Raw genomic sequence first — 20,829 nt, forward strand, 5'->3', positions numbered from 1 at the left:
TTTACACCACTCCAAGGGACGCCATCTGCCCAGTTGGTCCCGCAGCCGCATCACCTAGACGGAGCCGCGCTCCTGTTCCTCCCACTCGGCTGTGGTGATGAGGATGTGGGGTTCGTGCGCTGCGAGGTGGAGCCCGGACCCGCGTCCGATCGCGGACCAGATGCCGCAGGGATCCACCCGCGTGGTGGGTCGGCGCTGCGGCGGACGCGACTGGGGTTCAGGAAACTCTCCATCTCGACGATCTTGTCGTTGACGACGGTGAAGGTCAAAATGGCGAACAGCCGCCCGTTGCGAGTGACCACCGCTCCGACCATGGCGTTGATCAGCGCGGGGTGCGTTCGAACGCCCTGCGGGGCGCGAGCCAGCTTGGCCACCGCCTGCACACCACGGAAGACGGCTGGCGGTAGGTCCGTACCGGAGTGGGCGCGTGCCACGACGTCGGGGTCGAGGACCTGGACGAGGGCGTCGAAGTCGCCGGCCGTGCGCCGGATCCTGACCGAAGACACGCTCAAGCCATGGCAGCACCAGTCATGGATCTTCATCCGCGACCCCCCAGTTCGCCGCCAAGGCCGCCCGCGTGTTGGACCTGTACGCCCGCATCTGGGACGCCTGAATGTCTCTGCCACATGGCCAAACGCTTTGCTGGGTGCCCAGCCAAGCGACTCGTTAAGCCTGCCGCTGCCACTAATTGATCATTCTGTTTGCTACGCTCCTGGGATCGCCATGACGGGGCTCCGTTCCAGGGGCGTCGTCGCCGGCCCGGCCGCGACCGCAGGGCGGACACGCGGCCGGCGGCCCACCGCGATCATTACTGTTCTGCGGCGACTACGTGATCCCGATTGGTTCGCGGGCTGGGAAGTGGTGGAGGAAGCGCTCGGCGGTGGCGCGTGACCCGGTCAGTGTGAGGTCGCCGCCGGCGAGAGCCTCGTCAAGGGTGCGGGCCTGGCTGAGCACGGCGACCAGGGTCTGCGGGCTGGTCTGGATGACCAGGTCTGCCTGTGCCGGGGTGGAGTCGACGCGAGCCAGGTGGAGGCGGTCGGGGGCCGTCCGGAGCAGGAAGTGGTGCTCGCCGAGCCGCAGGCCGATGACGAGGTCCGCCCGCTTACCGTCGGCGGGCGTGTACAGGGCCTTCAGTGACAGGGCGGCGGAGTCGGCGCTGAGCGGCAGGTCGTGCGGCAGCGCGGGAGAGCGGCTGCTCCAACGGGCGAGGTTGGTGACGATGGGCTCCAGCTCGGCACCCCAGCCGGTCAGCTCGTAGATCCAGGAGCCTGCGGGCGGGGAGAGTTTGCGGCGCCGCACGATGCCGGACTTTCCGAGTTCGCGCAGGCGCTGGGTCAAGATGTCCGCGCTGATCCCCGGCAGGCCGGCGCGCAGGTCCGTGAAACGTTTGGGGCCAAGGATCAGCTCCCGCACCACCAGGAGTGCCCAGCGCTCTCCTACCAGTTCGAGAGCGTGCGCGATCGCGCACCCGTCGCCGTATCTCCGCTTGCCGACCATGTCTCATACCCTACCAGCGGAGATCTGCTAATCCATCTTTCTAGTTGTCTTTACCTACTGATGAGTTGTAGTGTCCGAGCATGTATTGGCTACAAGAAGGGCTCGACATGGACTCCCACGACCGCGGCAGGAGCCCGCGGGCTCTCGCTGTGTTCCTTCGCGTTTACGGTGTGCTGTCGCTCGCGATCTTCGTGCCGCTCTTCATCGGCTTCCTGGTGCGCACACCTCTCCTCGCGGAAGCCGGGGGCCCACTGAACTGGACGATCTGGAACGACGTCGTCTCCGGCCACGAGCACGCCCACGTGCCGCCCATGCTGTTCGCGATCTACATCGTGTGGGCCGTGTTCCTCCTGGTGGCGGCCCGGGATCCGCTCGCCCACACATCGTTCCTGTCCTTCACGATGTGGGCCAACCTCGCCCACGGGCTGCTCATGGTCGCGCAGGCGGCCATGGACCTGGATCGTTACTGGAGCAAGTTCCTGACCGACATCCCGTTCATACTGATCTTGGCCATCGGTATCTTCCTCCTCCGGCCCTCCAGGAGGGTGGCGGTCGCGTGACGATCTGGCGATGGGCTTTCCGGGTGTAGAGGATGTGGTCCACCAGCCGTTCGCGCTGGCCAGGCGGGTGAGCACAGATCGAATGTGTGTTGGCCGTTCGACTTGATGGTGATCAGTCTGCGCATCGGAATGGTCCTGCCAAGGTATTGAGCGCCAGCACGCCGGGGTCGGCGAACGTGCCCTGAGCGCGAGGGCGCGGTAGGTCATGGCCGTCGGGCGACGCTGTCGAACGTCGTCCACTCGTAGCGGCGGTCGATGGTGGAAAAAGGCGAGGAGCCGACGAGGTGCGGGAGTTCCTCAGTACTCGTCGCGCCCGCATTACGCCGCAGCAGGCAGGGCTGCCCGTCTTCGGTGTCAATCGACGTGTGACCGGGTTGCGCCGGGGAGGAGGTGGCACTGCTGGCCGGGATGAGCATTGACTACTACATCCGCCTCGAGCGCGGGAACTTGAGCGGCGCCTCGGACTCGGTGCTGGACTCCTTGTCCCACGCACTTCAGCTCGACGATGCCGAGCGGGCCTACCTCTACGACCTGGCCCGCGCGGCCACGGGTGTCCGAGCGCCGACCACCCGCCGCGGCTGGGCGGATCCGACCGGTGATTCTGCGGATGCTCGACGCGATGACCGACCTTGCGCCTGCCGATAATGTCATCCGCCCAGGTCATGGCCATGCAGAGCTAAGCGCGGCGTGACGCGAGCTCCGGCCACCGGGAGAGGGACCAAGTACGGCATGATGATCGGCCGTGCTCCTTCGCCTGGCCTACCTCGCCGTCACGAACACTTTCGCTGCACTGCGGTTGCTGCCCATGAGCGATCGGGACAAGGACGTGGAAATACTTGCCCTGCGTCACCAGATCACCGTGCTTGAACGCCAACTCAGCGACGACACCAGAGTGAGATTCACTCCGGCAGACCGGGCTTTTCTCGCCGCCCTGCTGACCTCGCTGCCCCGCGAGGTCCTGCGCCGGCTGCGGCTCCTCGTCCGGCCGGACACCGTCCTGCGCTGGCACCGCGACCTGATGCGACGGCGCCATGCCCGTACCTGCCGACCGAAGCGGCCTAACCGCCCGCCCACGGTCCGCTCCATCCGCGCTCTCATTCTGCGCTTGGTCCGGGAGAATCCGGGCTGGGGCTATCGGCGGGTGCAGGGGGAGCTCACCACGCTCGGCATCAAGGTCGCACCGTCCACGGTCTGGGAAATCCTCAAACAAGAAGGCCTTGACCCGGCACCCCAGCGGGCATCCACCACATGGGCCGACTTCCTGCGCTCCCAAGCCGACGCCCTGCTGGCCAGCGATTTCATCGAGATCGTCACCCTGAACGGGCAGCGTCAGTACATCCTGGCCGTCATCGAGCACGCCAGCAGGCGCATTCGCGTGCTGGGCACCACCGCTCACCCGACCGCCGACTGGGTCGTCCAGGCAATCAGGAATCTCGTGATGGACCTGGAAGATGCGGGCTGCCGGGCGCGCTTTCTGATCCGAGACAGGGATGGCAAATTCCCCGCCCTCATGGACGAGATCCTCGCCGAGGCCGGCATCAAGACGGTGCTCGCCGGCATCCGGATGCCACGAATGAACTCGATCATGGAGCGATGGGTACAGTCCTGCCGCCACGAACTCCTGGACCGCTGCCTGATCTGGAACGAACGCCACCTACGTCACGCCCTACGCGAGTACGAACACTTCTACAACCAGCAACGAGCCCACCAAGCCCTGAACCAAGCCGCCCCGCTGCGTCCCGTCCCGGACCCGATCACGGACCCCGAACGAATCATCGACCTGAACATACGCCGACGAGACCGACTCGGCGGCGTCCTCCACGAGTACTCACATGCTGCTTGACCTGCACGGATGGCGTTTTCGGCAGGCGCAGTCGCCCCCGACACCGCGAGGTCGTTGACCGTCCCGCACACGGCAATCTTGCCGATGTCGCCGTTGCCGAAGAACGGGGGATCGACGACGAAACTGTCGGTGGTCATCGCGATCCGCCCACCCGGCCTCGCCAGTATCGCGCTGTCCTCCATCTCGCCGACGTAGACGTCCCCGAGGGTGTCGGTGATGCGTGCGACCAGTTCATGGCTCAGCAGAGCTCCCGCACCGTGGTCGAGAAGAACCTGGTCGGCATCGGTCGCCGATGTAGTCATGCAACTCCCTTCAGAAAGACCGGTGACGCTCAGGGCGTTTTGATGTCCTTTCGCGGGAGTGCGCCCTCCGCGTCGAGAATGCGCAGGACTTCCTTCGAGTCGACGACGGTGGCGCAATAGCCGGCCAGCCATTCGAGCGCCCGCTCGCGGTCCTCCGGACGGGCCGAGACGACGCAATCCGAGGGCACCCAGACGTTGTAGCCGCGGAAGAACGCGTCGGCCGCGGTCGTCTGCACGCAAATCTGCGTCTGCATGCCGGTGATCAGCACCGTGTCGATCCCGAGCTCCTGCAGGCGGTCGTGCAACTCAGTCTCGTAAAAGCCGCTGTCCTTATACTTCACCAGGACGATGTCCTCTGGTGCCAGGAACTCCTTCATGATCTCCGCACCGGGTGAGCCCTCCTGTACCGGAAGGAAATCGCCGTAGCGCTCGGCGTTGAGGTCGTCGGCCTGGTTGATGAGCTGGAGATGGAAGACGTAGTGGCCGCGGCTCCGTATGCCGTTGAGGAATTCGACGAAGTTCGTGGTGGCCGCGGCCACCGCGGCGACCCGTTCGGGATTCTTCTGTACCAGGTCGTACTGAAGGTCATTGGTGAGTACGGCTACCTTGGCCATAGTAAAGATCCTCCGCTGATCAGTGTGCGGCCGGTTGTTCGTCGGTGAACAGCCAGCTCCCCGTTCTTTCGTGGTGTTCGATGATTTCGTCGAGCCGCGCGCACATGTAATGGCCGCTGATCGATCGGCCGGCGACTCGCGCGTAGTCGGGCAGCAGGCCATAGCTTTGGAACCCGAGACGTCGCCAGAGCTCATGGGGCCCATCGTCGCGTACGTCAATGGCGATGAGCTCACAGCCCATGTCCCTGACCTTCGCCAGGGCCCTTTCCCAGCCGTCGAGCAGAAATTTCCCCCGATGAGCCGGCTCGATCACGCAGCGGCGCATCTCGACGACGTGTTTGCGGGCCGGGAGCATCTGGACGATGCGGGTTGCCAGGAGCGCTTTCTGCTCCGAGATCGGGATGGGAAGTTCCCGGCTCTCATGGACGAGATCCTCGCCGAAGCCGGCATCAAGACGGTGCTCACCGGCTTCCGGACGTCCCCCGCGCTCGCCAGATCGTCTTAACCGCCTCCGAGCGACGGCGGTTCAAGAAGCTGGCCCATTCTCACACGGCCCCCTACCAGCAGGTCGTACGCGTCCGGATCGTGCTGGACGCCGCACACGGCCAGCGCGCGCCAGGCCCGGTGGTGATCAGCCCGCGATACGCCCGCCGAAGATTGCCAGCGGGCATTTGCGGTAGAGGTCCGCCCGGACAGGACCCGCGGCAAGGAGGGAAGTAGAGCGACGCTCGACCCTCACTGGTGTTATCGGCCGGCCGGTTCGGGCAAGCGCTCAAGGCAAGCCTTCGGGCCCCTGCTCCTGGCCGGACCATGGAGTTTCGCCAACTGGAGTCGCCGTGCCCACTCTGACCACTGATGCGGTCGCGGCAATACGCGACCTGACCTCACAACCGGAAACGCCGCCGGACACCGGGCTGCGCATCGCGGTGTCGTCCGTCAACGGTTCCGGCAGATCTCTGCAACTGTCGATCTCGGGTGGGCCGTATCCTGACGATCAAATACTCGAATCAGAGGGCGTCCGGGTGTTCCTCGAACCGACCACTGCCTCTTTCCTGAACGACAAGGCCCCCGACGCGGAGAACGTCCAGGAAGACAGGCCGTCCTTCCGGATCATCTCCCAGACCTGACGAGCCCGCCGGCGTCGTCACGGGGCTGAGCCCAGGATGCGGCCGTCGGAGGCGAGCAGACGGAACGGCGTCTCCCGCTCACGTGCGTCCAGGGCGACCGCGCGGCGGTCGAACGCGCGGATCCCGAGGCCGAACGCCGCCAGCCGGACGTGCAGGCTGCCGTGCGAAGGCACGCTCATCACCGTGAGGGCTGCCGGCGGGTGGGGTGCCTCGCGCGGACGGTAGCCGGGGTACGGCTCGGCGGCCGCCCCGTTCTCGTGGTCACGAAGCGATGCTTCGAGGTCTGCCCATCCCGTGGCCGTCAACCGGCGGAACACGCCGTCCAGCAGCCGATCGAGGGTCGGCATGACCCGTGCCGCCCCGGTGGCCCCGGTCACCAGCCAGCCCTGGGGAACGGCCCTGACAGCCACTCCCGTGCACACGCCGCCGACGTAGCGCGCGATGGCCGACCGCCGCCGGTGCCCGGAAACGAGGGGTACGGCCCAGTCGGAAGGAAGTCCTCCACAGGCTCCGCACATGCCGCCGCACCCCTCGCCCTGTGACTACCGCCGGGGCTTCCTGGCCTTGAAGTCCTCCGCGATGGCGTCGAACGTGGACCATCGGACACCCTCGTGCCGGCTGATGTGCTCGATGAGGCGCTCCAGCATGAGAAGGACCTGCGGGCGGCCGGAAACGTCCGGATGGACCGTCATGGTGAAGACCGCATAGTCCATCTCGCGGTAGACCCAGTCGAACTGGTCGCGCCACATCTGCTCGATGTCACGGGGGTTGACGAAGCCGTGGCTGTTCGGGCTGGTCTTGATGAACATCATGGGCGGCAGGTCGTCGAGGTACCAGCTCGCCGGGATCTCGACGAGGTCGGTCTCCTGGCCGCGTACGAGCGGCTTCATCCACTCGCGGGCGTCCTTGTCGTAGTCGATCTTCGACCAGGCGTCGCCGACCCGTACGTAGTAGGGCTCAAAGTCGCGGTGCATGAGCGAGTGGTCGTACTTGATGCCCCGTTCGAGCAGGAGCTCGTTGGTCACCGGCGAGAACTCCCACCACGGGGCGACGTACCCGGTGGGGCGCTTGCCGGTGCGCTGCTCGATGAGGGCGATGCAGTAGTCGAGGATCGTCGACTCCTGCTCCCGGCTCATCGCGATCGGGTTCTCGTGGCTGTAGCCGTGGACGCCGATCTCGTAGCCGGCGGCCACGACCTCGTCGAACTGCTGGGGGAAGGTCTCGATGGAGTGGCCGGGCCAGAACCAGGTCGCCGGCAGGTCGTACTTCTTCATCAGGTCATTGAGCCGCGGGACGCCGACCTCACCGGCGAAGATGCCGCGCGAGATGTCGTCAGGGGAGTCCTCCCCCCCGTACGACCCGAGCCAGCCGCCGACGGCGTCGACATCGATCCCGAACGCCACGAAGATTTCCTTGGCCACAGTGCGCGTCCTTCCTGGAAATTGGGTTTCAGATGTAGGGAGTGAGGGTCTGCTGGGTGACGGAGACGCCTTGTGAAAGCAGCAGGGCCAGCAGCAGCCTCGCGTGGTAGAGAGGCAGGCCTCCGAGGTTCAACGCCCCGGCGCGCGTGAGGTCCGCCCCGCCGCCGTTGCCGTACATGGGCACGACGGGCCCTTCTGCTACCCGCGTGGACAGGCCGACAACCTTTCCCGTACGCACCGCCTCCGACACCCACTCCAGCACGGCGTGGTTGCCGTTGCCGGCTCCGGTGCCGGCGAGCACGACCGCCCGGGCCCCGGCATGGACGGCGGCGCGGGCGAGCACGGCGTCCGCACCGGGATGGAGGGTCACGACGTCGACCCGCGTCTCGTCGAAACGGTGATCCGGCCGGTCGAGCCGCGCCGTGCGTACCGGCCGGGCCGTGAGCCGGACACTCGAGGCGCCGACCCGCCCGATGGGACCTCCGTCGCCGGTCCGGAACGGCTCCGGCGCGATCGTGTGGTGCTTGCGCGTCCGCCGGGGCGCGAAGATCCGACCGGCGAAGCAGATGAGCGCGCCGCAGCCGCGCGCCTCCGGCGAGGCGGCCACGACGATGGCCTCACGGAGGTTCTGCGGCCCGTCGCTGTCGGGGTGGTCCGCCGCCTTCTGCGCGCCCGTGAGGACCACGGGCTTGTCGCTGTCGTGGAGGAGATCCACGAGGAACGCCGTCTCCTCCATGGTGTCGGTCCCGTGGGTGACGACGACACCCGTCACGTCGTCCCGCGCGACCTCTTCCGCCACGGCCTCGGCGATGACACGGAGCTCGCGGTGCCCCAGGAGGTAGGAGCCGACGTTGAGGAGATCGCGCCCCTGCACCTCGACGTCGCATGGACCGATGGAGCCGAGGATCTCTCCCGCGGTCCTCCGGGCCACCGCCGCCCGGTCGGGGCCGCTGCTGGAGGCGATGGTCCCGCCGGTGGCGATGAGGACGACGTGTGCCATCAGGAGTCACCTTTCGTGGTGCCGGACGACCCGGTCATGGCATGACGTCGCCGCTGTTGGGGCCGAGGGTCTGGCCGACGTAGATGTCGCCGTCCGGCGAACTGGCCAGCAGCAGCGCGGTCGGCGCGACCTCTTCGGGACGGCCGAACCGGCCCAGGGGCAGCTCCGCGGACTTGCCCCGCTTCCACTCCTCGGACAGTCCGTCGATGAGCGGGGTGACGATCGGGCCGGGCGCGATCGCGTTGACCAGGACCCCCTTCGGCGCGAGCTCGAAGGCGAGCGCCTTCGTCAGGCCGATGACCCCGGCCTTGGCCGCGACGTAGTGGGCGAGGTTCGTACCGCCCTTGATGCCGAGCTGGGAGGCGATGTTGATGATGCGCCCCGCGCCGGCCGCGACCATGTGGGGTGCGGCGAACCGCGCGGCGAGGAAGACGCCGCGCAGGTCGACCGCGATGGTCCTGTCGAAGCGCTCCGGTGTCATCTCCAGGAACGGGACCTCGTCGAGGATGCCGGCCGCGCTGACGAGGACGTCCATGCGGCCATGGTCATCCACGATCCTGTCCATCGTGCCGCTGACGGCGTCGGCGTCGGTGACGTCCACGGCGTACGCGGTCGCCGCCGCCAGGCTCTGGAGCTCTTCCGGTACGGGAGACAGGTCGAGCAACGCGAGACGGGCCCCTTCCCGGGCGAACAGCCGCGCTGTCGCGGCCCCGATTCCGCTCGCCGCTCCCGTGATGACCGCGACCTGACCTTCCAGCTTTCCCATTTCGCAGCCCCCGTCAGCTCGGCCAGCGAACGGTGAGGCCACCGTCCACCACGATGCTCTGGCCGGTCACGTACGTGGCGTCGCCGGAGGTGAGGAACCGGATCACCCGGGCGGTCTCGTCGACCGTGCCGACGCGTCCGGCAGGGATGATCTTCGCCGCCTCCCGCAGGCCGTCGGGCCCGAGGGAGTTGACCTCGTCGAGCGACTGGGGGCTCTCGATCAGGCCCGGGATCACCGCGTTGACCCGGATGCCGCGTTCGGCCAGCTCGACGGCCAGGGAGCGGCACAGCCCGAGGACGCCGGCCTTCGCGGCCGCGTAGTGGCTGTGCTCCTGCCACCCGTAGACGCCGCCCGAGATGGAGGAGACGGCCACCATCGCTCCGCCCGCGTCCATGCGCGCGGCACAGGAACGGAAGAGCCGTACGACACCGCTGAGGTCGACCGTCAGCATGTCGTCCCATGCGCTGTCGGTCATCTCCGCGAGCGATCGGCGCCGCAGGATGCCCGCGGCGGCCACGGCGATGTCGAGACGCCCGAACGTGTCCCGCGCTGTCCGGGCGAGCCGCTCGGTCTGCTCGTACGATCGGACGTCGAGTTCCACGGCCTCGCACCTGCCGCCTTCCGCTTCGACGGCGGCGACCGTCTCTCCCACGTCGTGCGGGTCCGCGGGAAAGTACCCGACGACCGAGTGCGCCCCGGCCCGCGCGTAGGCCACGGCCAGGGCCCGGCCGATGCCGCTGGCCCCTCCCGAGATGACGGCGACCTTGCCCTCCAGCTCGTCGTCCCTGTTCATGCCAGAGCCTCCTTCGTGATGGAACGTTCCCTGAACCCGTTCGTGGTCTTGGTGAAGAGCATCAAGACGCCCGACACCAACATGAATACGGACCCCGCGCAGACGGCGGCGACCGTCATCGACAGCCCGGCCGCGAGCAGCACGCTCAACAGCGCGGATCCGACGATCCCGCCCAGCGGCGCCATGACGTGGGCCACGTTCGCGCCCGTTCCACGCACATGCGGCGGGAACGACTCGCCCATGTAGAAGAGCATCGCCGCGTAGGGGCCGTTGAGGAAGAAGAGCGTCAGCGCGTAGAGCGCGATCGTCATGCCCTGTCCCGTCGGAAGGACGAGCATGAGGATGCTGATGACGCCGCCGACCGCCCAACCCGCGGTGATGGTCAGCTTGCGGCCGATCCGGTCGCCGACCCAGCCGTGGAAGAGGTAGCCGGCGAAGCCGGCGATGTTGGACAGCACGAGGACGATCAGCGCGCTCTCGAACGAGACGCCCTTCGCCCCGACGAGGACGGTGGTGCCGAGAACGGAGAAGACCTGGATGCCCATCCAGTTGGTGAGCCAGGCGAGCGCCAGGCTGATCGTGTGGCGGCGCAGTCCCGGGGCCAGAACGGCACGCAGACCTCCGCGGGCCTTGCCGTCGATGAGCTCGCTGAGGTCGTGCTCCACGGCGAGCGCGCTCGCTCCGGCGGTGTCCCCGAGCTCCTGGCGGCGCTTGACCTCCTTGACGGCCAGGAAAGTCGGCGACTCGGGCAGCCTGAGCGCGAGCAGGATGATCGGGACGGAGAAGATGAGAGTGACGAAGAACGACCAGCGCCAACCGACGATCGGCAGCAGCACCGCCGTGAGTCCCGCCGAGATCAGGGCGCCCACCGGCCAGCCCGACTGCACCAGGCTGTAGACGAATCCGCGGTTCTTGACCCTCTTGAACATCTCGTTGAGGTAGACGGCGTTGACCACCTCTTCCGACAGCGACAGGCCGGTGAACGCGCGGATGACGACCACGCTCACGGCGCCCGCCGCCAGACCCGTGAATCCGGAGGCCAGCGCCCCTCCGATGATCAGCAGGACCAGGGCCTTCTTGCGCCCCATCTTGTCGAGGACCGGGCCGACGACGAGGGAGACGATGAAGACGCCGACCGTCGCGAGGGTGTTGATCATCGTCGACTGGCTCGTCGAGAGGCCGAAGTCGTCGGCGATCACCGGCAGGAGGGTGCCGAAGAGCGTGTAGTCGTAGACGGAGGCGACCCAGGCCAGGAACGCGACGACGGCGATGAAGGCGATCGTCTTCTTCGTCACCTGTCTGTTCCAGGGTTGCCCGTCGGCATGTGGGGGCGCGCTGTCAGCCTCCCGGGGTGGGATAGCTCCCATGAGGGCTCCTCTTCATGGCATGAGCGCGGTTACACAAAGGTTTGTGTAACCGAACAAACGTTTGCGCAGAGAGCGGCAAACCGTTGGGACCGTCGGGGGGATTTCGGCAAGCCACAGGTTTCGGGGGATGTCGCGCGACCGGCGACGAGAGTCGTGGTCCTGTGCCGACTGGCGCGTGGCCATATCCGGCCGACTGGTGAGCCGGAATGGGGAACTCAAACCTTTGCGTAGCACTGAGGACGCTAAACGTCATAGGTGCGGGATGTCAAGAGTCGTCCCAGGTCAGACCGGGTTCGTCGACTCCCGGACGACCAGCGTGGGCGGCAGGCGCAGCGATTGCGCCTCGACTCCCCGGAGCAGGTCGAGCAGGAGCTCAAGACCCCGGCGGCCGATCTCCCGCATCGGTGACCGTACAGTGGTCAGCGGCGTGGGAAGCTCGGCGGCCAGCGCCGTGTCGTTGTAGCCGACGAGGGCGATGTCCCCGGGGACCGACAGCCCCCGGTCGCGCAGCGCCCCCATCGCGCCGATCGCCGCGAAGTCGTTCGTGGCGAAGATGGCGTCAGGGAGCGGGCGGCGGGCGAGAAGCCGCTCCGCCGCGGCACGCCCGCCCTGCGCGTCGAACGCGTCGTGCAGGATGCGGTGCGGCGGGATGTCGACGCCCGCCGCGTGGAGTGCGTCGACGGCGCCCTGGGTACGGTCGAGGCCGGTCGAGGCGTAGGTCTCACCTGCCAGGATCGCGACGTCCCGGCGGCCCGTGGCCACGAGATGCTCGCCCACCAACCTGCCGCCCATGTGGTCGTCGCAGGTCACGGACGGGTGGTCGTCGCGTACCCGGCGCGAGACGAGGACGAACTTCACGTCGCGCTCGGCGATGCCCTTCAGGAACTCGCCGTCGAAGTGGGCGTCCCCGAAGATCAGGCCCTCGACCCTGCGGGACAGGAGCGTCTCGGTGGCCAGGGCTTGCTTGCGAGGATTGTCCAGCGAGTTGGTGACGAAGGTGGCGAAACCCCGCTCGGTGGCCGCCTCGTCGATCCCCTCGTAGATCGTGGCCAGAACGTAGTCCTGGAGCCTCGGGACGATCACGCCGATCAGGTTGGAGCGACGTGTCCGCAGGCCCACCGCCTGTGGATTGGGCCGGTAGCCATGGGACGCGGCGGACTTCCGTACCCGCTGGATCGTCTCCGCCGACGCCCAACGGCGCGCCGACGCCTCGGAACTCGAGTTCAGAATGCGGGAAACCGTGGAGGGCGTGACGCCGGTCTCATCCGCGATCACCTGCAGAGTGGCGTGGCTGCCCATCAGTTCTCCCTGTACACGCGAGGCGCCCCACCCTCATTCTCCAGCCCCGGACGCGTGCTCGCTCCCGCCGCCGAGCTCTCACACCGATCGGCTCGCGCGCGGCCCGTCCAGGTTCCACGAGATGATCTTGGAGGGGGTGATCCTGATGATCTCCCGGGAGAAGTACGGGAGGGGCGGCTCGTGGTCCGACAGCGCCACCGCGGTGCCCCGGATCTCGATGCCCCGAGGCGCCCACGGATCGATCGTCGCCAGGTCGTCCACGACGAACGCGACCGTGCTGCCCTGCCGGACGTTACGGAACTTCTTCGACGCGCCCAGCGCGTGCCCGCCGATGACGATCAGGCCGGCGCCGGCATCGACGAAGAAGTTCGTGGGATTGTTCTGCACCTGCCCGCCGGGCGAGACGGTGGCCAGCCGCCCGATGTGCTGCGTGGCCAGATAGTCGAGTTCCGCTTGGGTGAAGACCATGCGCGCCGGTCTGCAACCCTGACGTCGATGGCAGTCAAGCCGTCCGGTGCGGCCCTCATTGCCGGTTTCCGGCACCGGACAGGGCGTACCCGCCCTGTGATCCCCATGTGACGACGATCTTCTTCTCAGGCGAGGATGTCGTATCCGATCATGTCTTCCTATGACATCCAGGAATCTGACGCCCGCTCCGCGGCTCAGGCCTCCCGCCGCACCTTCTACCGCTGGCGCGAGATCGGCAAGGCGCCGAAGGGCTTCCACCTGCCCAACGGTGAACTCCGCATCTACCGCAGCGACCTCGACGCCTGGCTCGCATCCCTCCGGAGAGCAGCATGAACACCTCTTACAAGGTCAAGTTCTGGAACATCCGCACCAACACCCGCCAGCCGGAGAAGGGCAAGAAGCCTCGCATCGTCTCCCACACCGTGAGATGGACGGTCGGACCTCACGCGAAATCGGCCACCTTCAAGACCAAGGGCCTGGCCGAGAGCTTCCTGTCCGACCTGCGTCAGGCGGCCAAGAACGGCGAGGCATTCGACCTGGAGACCGGCCTTCCCCCCTCGATGATCAAGGCCAAAGATGCTCGTACCTGGTACTCGTTCGCGGTGACCTACGTGCACGCCTGGTGGCCGCACGCGGCGGCCAAGTCCAGGGAGGGCATGACCGACGCGCTGGCCAACATCATGCCCGTACTCACGAGGCTCGCCGGTAGGCGGGCATGATGCTGGCTGGCAGGCTCCCGGTCATCAACTGTTCGCTGATCCGCTCCAGCGTCGCCTGCGCCTCCTCGTGTCGGCCCACCATAGCCAGCGCCTTGGAGCGGGTGTAGTCGATGAGAAGGGCGCCGTACGAGCCTGTGGGGCTCAAATATTCGATCTATGCGCTGACCTGCAGCCCTCGACAGGCTTGCAGATCTTGAGTGTTACCGTCTGAGCGGTTGCTCAAAACGACTTGAGCAACCGCTCAGGCAGCTGTCGATCGCCGATGGTGCGCGGCGACCGCCGGAACGCACGTTGACGCCCTGCTTGTTAGGTTCGAGGCATGTATCGAGCTTGATGAGATAGATGGGGCGGTTGAGAAGATAGCGAATGCTATGGGAGAGTTTGACGTTCTTGGCTACGAGGACGGCAGGGCGGAGACCGAACGCCTGGCGCAGGAGGTCCGCAGGCGGCGTGGCCCGCGCATATAGCGGACCATGCGCATCCTGAAGGTCGCCTCATTGCCGTCGAGCCCATCGAGTTCGCCCCGACCGGCAAGGTGATGCACAACATGCGAAAGACGATCGCGCTGGCCTTCATGGCTGCCGCGCTGGCAGGGTGCGGTATGGTTCCGAGTCAGCAGGGCGGCGGTGGTGAGGAGAAGCAGCAGGCCGGCGAGCAGACCACGGTCAAGCAGCCCGTCCAGGCCGCGGAGACGAACGCGCCCGCCGAACAGCGGACCGCGCCCCCGCAGCAGGGCACCGTGATCGCCAGCCGTGAGACCAAGGTCGCGGCCGGCGGCCAGTACGGCAAGGCCCGCGTCGACATCACCGCGCTGAAGCGGCAGGGCAAGACGATCAGCCTCAACTGGACAGTCACCGCGACCGAGGGCAGCGTCAACCTGCACAACGGCATGGGCAGCTCCGCGCTCGACTACAGCGTGTCGGCCGTCTCCCTGATCGACCCGGTCAACGCCAAGCGCTACCGCGTCGCCCGCAACGGCACCGACGCCAACGCCGAATGCGTCTGCTCGGGGACCCAGGGCCAGTTCCTCAAATCGAGCGACGCCACCACCCTCTACGCCGTCTTCGCCGCCCCGCCCGCCGACGTCACGAAGATCAACATCGAGATGCCTATGGTGGGTGTGTTCACCGATGTTCCGATCTCTTAGCGTCGCCATGGTGCTCGCCCTGTCACCGACTCCCGCCCCACCCGCCGACGCCACCGGCGCGGTCGAAGACCTGGTGATGCCCGTGGAGGACATCATCGGCGCGGTCGAGTCGCTCGACGGCACCGAGAGCGAAACCCAGCAGGGCTCGCTGGTCACCGTCGCGCTGACCAGCGACGTGCTGTTCGCGGTGGACAAGTGGGTTCTTACCGCAGCCGCCAGGAAGCGGCTCCAGGAGGTCGCGGAGAAAGTCAGCGCCGACGGCGCGGGCGGCGTGGTCAAGATCGAGGGCCACACCGACGACCAGGGGGCCGACGCGTACAACCTCACACTGTCGCGGCGGCGCGCGCAAGCGGTGCGGCAGGCGATGTCGGAGATGCTGACCGACGCGGGCGTCACCCTCCAGGCGCAGGGGTACGGCGAGAGCCGCCCCAAGGTCCCGAACCTCGTCGACGGCAAGCCGATCCCCCGGAACCGAGCCCAGAACCGCCGAGTGGAGATCGTCTACAACGTCGCACAGTGAGCCCGTCGCGGTGAGCCTCGATGGGGCCGCGCTGGGGATTGCCGCGAGCCCGGCGGCCGTGATGGCAACTCCAGGCTGAACGGTGGCCGAACAGGGTGGGCCGCGCGGCGAGGTTCCTGCTTGACAGGGCCTTTTCCAGCGCGGCCTCCCTCCGAACCACGCGGACTGGTTTCCCACTACGTGGCTCTCCAGCGATCTATGCCACGTGTGGGTGCCGAATATTGTGTCAGCGGGTTTGATCTGGGGTTTTGCTGTGCTCGATGGCTCGGCTCCGGCAGGATCGCAGGATGGCTCTGCGGCTGCTGTACTTGATCGTCTTACGAACATTCGGCTGGATCGCGCTGCTCGTCCGATCACAGGCGTCCAAAGATGCAGAGATCCTGGTACTGCGGCATCAGTTGGCTGTGCTCCGCCGTCAGGTCGCCGCTCCCCGTCCATCGTGGGCGGACCGGGCGATCATCGCCGCGCTCGCGCGACTCCTGCCCCGACGCCGCCGATGCGACCTGTTCATCACACCGCGGACGCTCCTACGCTGGCACGCCGACCTGGTGAAGCGACGCTGGACCTACCCCAAGCACGGGCCGGGACGGCCACCGATCCGACCCACCATCCGCGCCCTGGTGCTGCGCCTGGCCGCCGAAAACCCGGACTGGGGACACCGGCGCATCGCCGGGCAGATCGCTGGCCTGGGCCGGAAGGTGTCCCCCGCCACCGTGTGGGCGATCTTGAAGAGAGCCGGCTTCGATCCAGCGCCCCGGCGCAGCGGTCCGACCTGGGCTCAGTTCCTTAAGGCTCAGGCGTCCGCGATCTTGGCGTGCGACTTCTTCTGCGTGGAGACGGTGATGCTTACGCGGCTGTACTGCTTCGCCGTGGTGGAGCACGCCACCCGGCGGGTGCACGTGTTGGGGGTTACGGCGCACCCAACCGCTGGCTGGGTCGGCCAGCAAGCCCGCAACCTGATGCTCGACCTGGGCGATCGAATCGGTGACTTCCGATTCCTGATCAGGGATCGGGACAACAAGTTCACCACGCTGTTCGATGAGGTATTCACGACCGAGGGCATCCGCGTAGTGCTCACTGCACCGCAGGCTCCTCGGATGAACGCGATCATGGAGCGGTGGGTGGGCAGCGTGCGCCGCGAGCTACTCGATCGGATCCCCATCATCAATGAACGCCACCTGCGCAAGGTCCTCGCCGAGTACGAGACCTACTTCAATAGGCATCGTCCGCACCAGACCTTGAAGCAGGCCAGCCCACTGCGGGCGCTGCCCGATCCAGTCGACGCCGACATCGAGGTTTCCCGAAGAGACCGGCTCGGCGGCCTCCTGCATGAGTACGCCCAGGTCGCATGAGGAGACACAATATTCGGCACCCACAGGGACGCCATCGCGGCAACCGCCGTACCGGCATCGTGGTAAACCCTGACGGCGGGTGCTGAATGGTGTCGCCTCATGCGACGTGGTACTGACTCGAAGATCGCTCAGTTAGCCTCGATCTTTCGCGAGATCGGTCGCGGCCTTTGGCCAGGCGTGCGGCGATCGAGAACATGCGTAGGCGTTTGGGTTCCCAGCGGTGGGCGGGTGGCCGGCCAGGGCGAGCATCTGGGTCCAGGCGATCAAGTCGCCGGCCAGGCGACGCGCTCCATCCGCCGAAAACCTGTCGTCGCAGGCACGATCAGCGAATACCACCACGCCGCTTAACCGCAGTTCAGGCCACAGATTCAATATTCGAGCGGTACACCCCGCCTCAGATGGCCAGGGGCCCGGCGCGCGTGCCGGAGCTGAGGGAGGGCCTGGGGTCGTTTCAGCTGGACACGTTGCTAGTGGAGATCGTGAAGCTGGATCGGGTGAAGGCGATCGGTCTCCCGGCCGCCTTGTTCGAGGGGTTCTCGGAGACTTCTGACGAGACAGGACTACGGGCGCGTTCGGGCCTGATCCTTCACCAGGGCGGCGAAACCGTCGAGATGGCGGGCAAGGCCGTACTCGAACAGTCCGTCCACGTCCGACACCTCTTTCCCTGTAACCGTGGCCAGCAGCGGAAATCGTCCGGAGTGGAGGAGTTCGTCGGCCCGCTGCCGCTGTGTCAGCCACCACCGGTCGAGCGTCACACCGGTCTCCTGCTCAGCTTCGACCTCATTCGCCATGGTCAGCGCAGCGGTGAGGACCAGTGCGTGCAGCGTGAGCGCCTCGCGAATCCGGGTCGTCATGGCCAGTCCAAGCCCGTCGAGTGCGCGCAGGGTCCACTCGGTGTGCGCCATCATGTTGGGCACCAGCAATGGGCGAATGAACGAGACGGCCCTGGGCAGCCAGAGGTGTCGCCGGCACAGCTCCCATTGCCGGCGGGAGATCAGTTCGAGCTTGGCTCGCCACCCCTCTGGCCCCGGGACGGGTAGCTCTGGTTCGCCGAAGACCTCGTCGGTCATCTGCATCACCAATTCGTCCTTGTTCGAAACATGCCGGTACAGCGACATAGGACCGACCCCGAGCTCGGCCGCCAGCCGCCGCATGGACACGGCGTCGAGTCCCTCGATGTCGGCGATCGAGATGGCGGTGCGGAGGACCTGCTTGCGGTTCAGTGCCTGCTTGGGGGCGCCGGCCGGCCGCGGTCTCAGGGGAGTGGTCAGGCCGACCGGCTGCGTCTGGCCCGTGCAGGTGCTGACCACCGTGCCGGCGCCGACCTTCGTTTCGACCAGCCCGTCGTCGCGGAGAGCGGCCATCACCTTGGTCGCGGTCGCGATCGCGACGCCCCATCGCTGGGCGATCTGCCGGATGGAAGGCATCCGATCGCCGGGCCGCAGGTCGCCGGTCAGGATCCGGGCACGGATCTCCGAGACGATCTGCCGGTATGGCGGTTCCGGTCGCTGCGTTGACGACGGCATAGGGCCTCCGATCTGTTGGTGAGATTGCTGTCCGCCAAGAGTGGACTAGTTCAATCTCTCCAGTACTAGTTCACTTTAGCTCGCCTAACGTGGGAATATGACCATTTCAGCGACTGTCGTCGATACGATGTACCCATGACATTAGATACACCGTACGCACTCGTGCGGCTGGCGGGGGACGCAGACCAGCAGGCGGTGCTGGACGTCCTGACCGAGGCGTTCATGAACGATCCCCTTGTCTGCTGGCTCTTCCCCGAGGTAGGCCAACGAGGCCATCTCCAGTCGCACTTCTACCGCCCCCTGCTCGCCCATCCCGCCGCCGAGGCGTATCTGGCCGGCCGTTGCGAGGGCGCGTCGGTATGGCTGGCGCTGGCCGCCGGCCAAACGCCCTATGAGGAGCACCCGGACGCGCCCGAGGCGGGCCAGAACGCGGTCTTCGGTGAGAACGGCGCGCGGTTGCTGGCCCTGGGCCAGGCGCTGGCCCCACGGCACCCCGATCGCGAACCGCACCTCTACCTCCCCTGCATGGGGGTGATCAGCGGGCGGCAAGGAGCCGGACTCGGCTCGGCCCTGTTGCGGCACCGGCTGGCGCGAGCGGACGCCGACGGGCTCGCCGCGTATCTGGAGGCGAGTTCGCCCCGGAGCCGTGCTCTCTACCAGCGGTACGGATTCGAGGATCTCGGCGAGCCGGTTCGCGTGGCGGACAGCCCGCTCCTGTGGCCGATGTGGCGTCCACCGCACCGTTGACCACCAATTCACACCACCCGTCCAACAGACAAAGGGAGAACGTCAATGACAACGAACCATGAAGCCGGGACCCGCGACGCTGATCGGCGACCTCCGACCCTGGTGTTCGTCCACGGCACCAACTCCTCCTCGGCCTGGGCTTTGGGGCTGACCAACGAACTCACCGTGCGTGGGCACCGGTGCGTGGCCATCGACCTTCCGGGACACGGCCGCGAGGCGTTCTATCCCCGTTCGTACCAGGCCCCGCAGGACCTCGAGGCGCTGGCAACCGAACCGTCGCCGCTCGCCAAGATCACCATCGACGACTATGTCGAGCGCGTTGTGGATGTGGTGCGCCGCGCACGCCGCCATGGGCCCGTGATCCTCGTCGGCATGAGCCAGGGCGGCGTCACCGTGAGCAGAGTCGGCAACGCCATCCCCGAACTGCTCGATCGGGTTGTCTATGTCGCGGCGTACTGTTGCGTGGACCTGCCGAACATGGCCGCATATCTCGAAACGCCGGAGAACAGCGACAGCCTGCTCTCCAAAGTGACCGCGGCGATGGTTGCCGATCCAGCGGTCCTGGGGGTGAGCCGGCTCAACTGGCGCTCGGCCGACCCGGCGGTGTTCCAGGGCGTCAAGGATGCCCTTGCCGGAGACTTCACCGACGAAGGGGTGAGCCGGCTGCTCAGCATGCTCGAGCCAGACGAGACCGCCAGCATTCCCCTGGCTGACGCCCGGGGCAAAGCACACACCTGGGGCCGCATTCCCCGAACGTATGTGCGCTTCACTCTCGACCGGCTGATTCCGCCGGCGCTGCAGGACCGATTCATCAACGAGGCCGACCGCCTCACTCCGGACAACCCGACTGACGTTCGAAGCGTCGCGGCACCCCATGTCGGCCCATTCGACCGACCCGAACTGGTGGAGATCTTCGCCGAGCTCGCCAGCCGCTGACCCAGCGCGCCCCGAAACGGCCAGCCGAGCTGATCGTGCCGAGCCACCGGTTCAGTGCGGCCCACAGCTATCCTTCCCGCGCAAGGCCAGCTCGGTGCCCCTTTCAGGCGTACTTGCCGCCCCCGACATCCAGACGCTGCGCTACTACGAGCGGCGCGGTCTCATCGCCGAGCCGCTGCGCAGCCTGGGCGGGCACCGCGCCTACCCACCCGAGACGACTGATCAGACCCGAGTACCGGAGGGCCTCTTGGCAACCGCGTCCATCACCCGAGCCCAGCGGGGCAGCGACTTCGCCAGTCTGTCGCGCCGCATCACTCAGGAGGGTCTGCTGGACCGGCGGCCCTGGTACTACGCGACACGAATCAGCCTCGTGGCGTTCCTGTTCGCCGGGAGCTGGGCGGCGTTCGCCGCCGTCGGCGATTCCTCGTGGCAGTTCCTCGTCGCAGCCCTGCTCGCCGTGGCGTTGGCCCAGGTCACGTTACTGGCCCACGACCTGGCGCACGGCCAGGTATTCCGCAGCCGGCGGACCAGCCGGGCCGCCGGACTGTTTGTGGGCAACCTGTGTGCGGGACTCAGCTACGGCTGGTGGCAGGACAAGCACACCCGGCACCACGCCAATCCCAACCACGAAGACCGCGACCCGGACGTTGCGCCGGACGTACTGATCTGGCCGGCCAAGCAGGCCGAGGGCAGCCGAGGGGCCCTCGCCCCGAAACGTGGACACCTTGAGTACCGGATGATGGAGATCCGGAGACAAGGAGTTCCACGTGGCGATGAAGTCGTATCCGCCGGAGTTCAAGGCGGACGCCGTCGCGTTGTACCTGT

The 20,829-nt window shown here is 67.1% G+C and carries 26 protein-coding genes and 2 pseudogenes; 13 read left to right on the forward strand and 15 right to left on the reverse strand.

All coding sequences use genetic code 11. The annotated features are described in order from the left end of the window. Positions 1–50: 50 nt before the first annotated feature. Positions 51–542 carry a hypothetical protein gene (locus tag ABGB18_RS45450; RefSeq protein ID WP_347701923.1) on the reverse strand — a complete coding sequence of 164 codons (492 nt, stop codon included), beginning with the start codon at positions 540–542 and terminating at the stop codon, positions 51–53. 283 nt (positions 543–825) lie between these two features. After that, positions 826–1,497, reverse strand: coding sequence for a helix-turn-helix domain-containing protein (locus ABGB18_RS45455; RefSeq protein WP_347701924.1), 672 nt, complete (start codon positions 1,495–1,497; stop codon positions 826–828). A gap of 80 nt (positions 1,498–1,577) precedes the next feature. Between ABGB18_RS45455 and ABGB18_RS45460 the strand changes: the two genes are divergently transcribed. From ABGB18_RS45460 to ABGB18_RS45470, 3 genes and pseudogenes are all read left to right on the forward strand, one after another. Further along, positions 1,578–2,057 (forward strand): DUF6632 domain-containing protein, encoded by a 480-nt coding sequence (locus ABGB18_RS45460; RefSeq protein ID WP_347701925.1) that lies wholly within the window; start codon positions 1,578–1,580, stop codon positions 2,055–2,057. Positions 2,058–2,341: 284 nt separating this feature from the next. Further along, positions 2,342–2,612, forward strand: a pseudogene (locus tag ABGB18_RS45465) (helix-turn-helix transcriptional regulator); the annotation flags it as partial. 187 nt (positions 2,613–2,799) lie between these two features. Then, on the forward strand, positions 2,800–3,900 hold the full coding sequence (locus ABGB18_RS45470) for an integrase core domain-containing protein (RefSeq protein ID WP_347701926.1): 1,101 nt from the start codon (positions 2,800–2,802) through the stop codon (positions 3,898–3,900). Between the two features lie 41 nt (positions 3,901–3,941). On the opposite strand, the pseudogene ABGB18_RS45475 reads toward ABGB18_RS45470, so the two are convergent. The 3 genes and pseudogenes from ABGB18_RS45475 to ABGB18_RS45485 all read right to left on the reverse strand — a co-directional run. Beyond that, positions 3,942–4,334: pseudogene (locus ABGB18_RS45475) on the reverse strand (AIR synthase related protein); the annotation flags it as partial. Next, entirely contained in the window at positions 4,232–4,816 is a 585-nt protein-coding gene (locus ABGB18_RS45480) for an isochorismatase family cysteine hydrolase (RefSeq protein WP_347701927.1), read from the reverse strand. The gene ABGB18_RS45480 and the pseudogene ABGB18_RS45475, both read right to left, overlap by 103 nt. 19 nt (positions 4,817–4,835) lie before the next feature. Then, positions 4,836–5,129: a hypothetical protein gene (locus ABGB18_RS45485; protein ID WP_347701928.1), complete on the reverse strand. Its 294-nt coding sequence runs from the start codon at positions 5,127–5,129 to the stop codon at positions 4,836–4,838. On the opposite strand from ABGB18_RS45485, the gene ABGB18_RS45490 reads away from it, so the two are divergent. Together ABGB18_RS45490 and ABGB18_RS45495 are read left to right on the forward strand one after the other, a co-directional pair. Continuing rightward, complete coding sequence (locus ABGB18_RS45490) at positions 5,112–5,321, forward strand: hypothetical protein (protein WP_347701929.1); 210 nt, start codon at positions 5,112–5,114, stop codon at positions 5,319–5,321. The two genes, ABGB18_RS45485 and ABGB18_RS45490, sit on opposite strands and share 18 nt — an antisense overlap. Positions 5,322–5,652: 331 nt before the next feature. Further along, positions 5,653–5,943 carry a Fe-S cluster assembly protein HesB gene (locus ABGB18_RS45495; protein ID WP_347701930.1) on the forward strand — a complete coding sequence of 97 codons (291 nt, stop codon included), beginning with the start codon at positions 5,653–5,655 and terminating at the stop codon, positions 5,941–5,943. Between the two features lie 17 nt (positions 5,944–5,960). Here ABGB18_RS45495 and ABGB18_RS45500 read toward each other — a convergent pair whose 3' ends face one another. The 8 genes from ABGB18_RS45500 to ABGB18_RS45535 all read right to left on the reverse strand — a co-directional run bounded on the left by ABGB18_RS45500 (position 5,961) and on the right by ABGB18_RS45535 (position 13,057). Beyond that, complete coding sequence (locus tag ABGB18_RS45500; RefSeq protein WP_347701931.1) at positions 5,961–6,461, reverse strand: hypothetical protein; 501 nt, start codon at positions 6,459–6,461, stop codon at positions 5,961–5,963. A 24-nt stretch (positions 6,462–6,485) separates the two neighbouring features. Beyond that, the gene (locus ABGB18_RS45505; RefSeq protein ID WP_347701932.1) at positions 6,486–7,364 is read right to left on the reverse strand and encodes a polysaccharide deacetylase; all 879 of its coding nucleotides are present in this window, start codon (positions 7,362–7,364) and stop codon (positions 6,486–6,488) included. Positions 7,365–7,392: 28 nt separating this feature from the next. Further along, on the reverse strand, positions 7,393–8,364 hold the full coding sequence (locus tag ABGB18_RS45510) for an asparaginase (RefSeq protein ID WP_347701933.1): 972 nt from the start codon (positions 8,362–8,364) through the stop codon (positions 7,393–7,395). A gap of 34 nt (positions 8,365–8,398) precedes the next feature. Next, positions 8,399–9,130 carry an SDR family NAD(P)-dependent oxidoreductase gene (locus ABGB18_RS45515; protein ID WP_347701934.1) on the reverse strand — a complete coding sequence of 244 codons (732 nt, stop codon included), beginning with the start codon at positions 9,128–9,130 and terminating at the stop codon, positions 8,399–8,401. 13 nt (positions 9,131–9,143) lie between these two features. After that, positions 9,144–9,923 (reverse strand): SDR family oxidoreductase, encoded by a 780-nt coding sequence (locus tag ABGB18_RS45520; RefSeq protein WP_347701935.1) that lies wholly within the window; start codon positions 9,921–9,923, stop codon positions 9,144–9,146. Continuing rightward, complete coding sequence (locus ABGB18_RS45525; protein ID WP_347701936.1) at positions 9,920–11,218, reverse strand: MFS transporter; 1,299 nt, start codon at positions 11,216–11,218, stop codon at positions 9,920–9,922. Before ABGB18_RS45525 ends, ABGB18_RS45520 begins: the two co-directional genes overlap by 4 nt. 354 nt (positions 11,219–11,572) lie before the next feature. Continuing rightward, on the reverse strand, positions 11,573–12,589 hold the full coding sequence (locus ABGB18_RS45530) for a LacI family DNA-binding transcriptional regulator (protein WP_347701937.1): 1,017 nt from the start codon (positions 12,587–12,589) through the stop codon (positions 11,573–11,575). 78 nt (positions 12,590–12,667) lie between these two features. Further along, on the reverse strand, positions 12,668–13,057 hold the full coding sequence (locus tag ABGB18_RS45535; protein ID WP_347701938.1) for a PPOX class F420-dependent oxidoreductase: 390 nt from the start codon (positions 13,055–13,057) through the stop codon (positions 12,668–12,670). Between the two features lie 150 nt (positions 13,058–13,207). On the opposite strand from ABGB18_RS45535, the gene ABGB18_RS45540 reads away from it, so the two are divergent. Together ABGB18_RS45540 and ABGB18_RS45545 are read left to right on the forward strand one after the other, a co-directional pair. Next, complete coding sequence (locus ABGB18_RS45540; RefSeq protein WP_347701939.1) at positions 13,208–13,390, forward strand: helix-turn-helix domain-containing protein; 183 nt, start codon at positions 13,208–13,210, stop codon at positions 13,388–13,390. After that, positions 13,387–13,776 carry a hypothetical protein gene (locus ABGB18_RS45545; protein ID WP_347701940.1) on the forward strand — a complete coding sequence of 130 codons (390 nt, stop codon included), beginning with the start codon at positions 13,387–13,389 and terminating at the stop codon, positions 13,774–13,776. Before ABGB18_RS45540 ends, ABGB18_RS45545 begins: the two co-directional genes overlap by 4 nt. Here ABGB18_RS45545 and ABGB18_RS45550 read toward each other — a convergent pair. Beyond that, the gene (locus tag ABGB18_RS45550; RefSeq protein ID WP_347701941.1) at positions 13,748–13,921 is read right to left on the reverse strand and encodes a hypothetical protein; all 174 of its coding nucleotides are present in this window, start codon (positions 13,919–13,921) and stop codon (positions 13,748–13,750) included. The two genes, ABGB18_RS45545 and ABGB18_RS45550, sit on opposite strands and share 29 nt — an antisense overlap. 402 nt (positions 13,922–14,323) lie before the next feature. On the opposite strand from ABGB18_RS45550, the gene ABGB18_RS45555 reads away from it, so the two are divergent. From ABGB18_RS45555 to ABGB18_RS45565, 3 genes are all read left to right on the forward strand, one after another. Continuing rightward, complete coding sequence (locus tag ABGB18_RS45555; protein ID WP_347701942.1) at positions 14,324–14,923, forward strand: hypothetical protein; 600 nt, start codon at positions 14,324–14,326, stop codon at positions 14,921–14,923. Further along, positions 14,907–15,443, forward strand: a complete 537-nt coding sequence (locus ABGB18_RS45560; protein WP_347701943.1) for an OmpA family protein — start codon at positions 14,907–14,909, stop codon at positions 15,441–15,443. Before ABGB18_RS45555 ends, ABGB18_RS45560 begins: the two co-directional genes overlap by 17 nt. 287 nt (positions 15,444–15,730) lie before the next feature. Then, complete coding sequence (locus ABGB18_RS45565) at positions 15,731–16,795, forward strand: integrase core domain-containing protein (protein ID WP_347701944.1); 1,065 nt, start codon at positions 15,731–15,733, stop codon at positions 16,793–16,795. Between the two features lie 560 nt (positions 16,796–17,355). On the opposite strand, the gene ABGB18_RS45570 is transcribed toward ABGB18_RS45565, so the two are convergent. Next, the gene (locus ABGB18_RS45570; protein ID WP_347701945.1) at positions 17,356–18,321 is read right to left on the reverse strand and encodes a GntR family transcriptional regulator; all 966 of its coding nucleotides are present in this window, start codon (positions 18,319–18,321) and stop codon (positions 17,356–17,358) included. A gap of 135 nt (positions 18,322–18,456) precedes the next feature. On the opposite strand from ABGB18_RS45570, the gene ABGB18_RS45575 reads away from it, so the two are divergent. From ABGB18_RS45575 to ABGB18_RS45585, 3 genes are all read left to right on the forward strand, one after another. Further along, positions 18,457–19,068 carry a GNAT family N-acetyltransferase gene (locus tag ABGB18_RS45575; RefSeq protein WP_347701946.1) on the forward strand — a complete coding sequence of 204 codons (612 nt, stop codon included), beginning with the start codon at positions 18,457–18,459 and terminating at the stop codon, positions 19,066–19,068. Between the two features lie 45 nt (positions 19,069–19,113). After that, complete coding sequence (locus tag ABGB18_RS45580) at positions 19,114–20,004, forward strand: alpha/beta hydrolase (RefSeq protein WP_347701947.1); 891 nt, start codon at positions 19,114–19,116, stop codon at positions 20,002–20,004. A 94-nt stretch (positions 20,005–20,098) separates the two neighbouring features. Next, on the forward strand, positions 20,099–20,829 hold a 731-nt coding region (locus ABGB18_RS45585; protein WP_347701948.1), incomplete at its 3' end, for a fatty acid desaturase.

This window comes from Nonomuraea sp. B12E4, from assembly GCF_039871825.1.
Taxonomy (GTDB): domain Bacteria; phylum Actinomycetota; class Actinomycetes; order Streptosporangiales; family Streptosporangiaceae; genus Nonomuraea.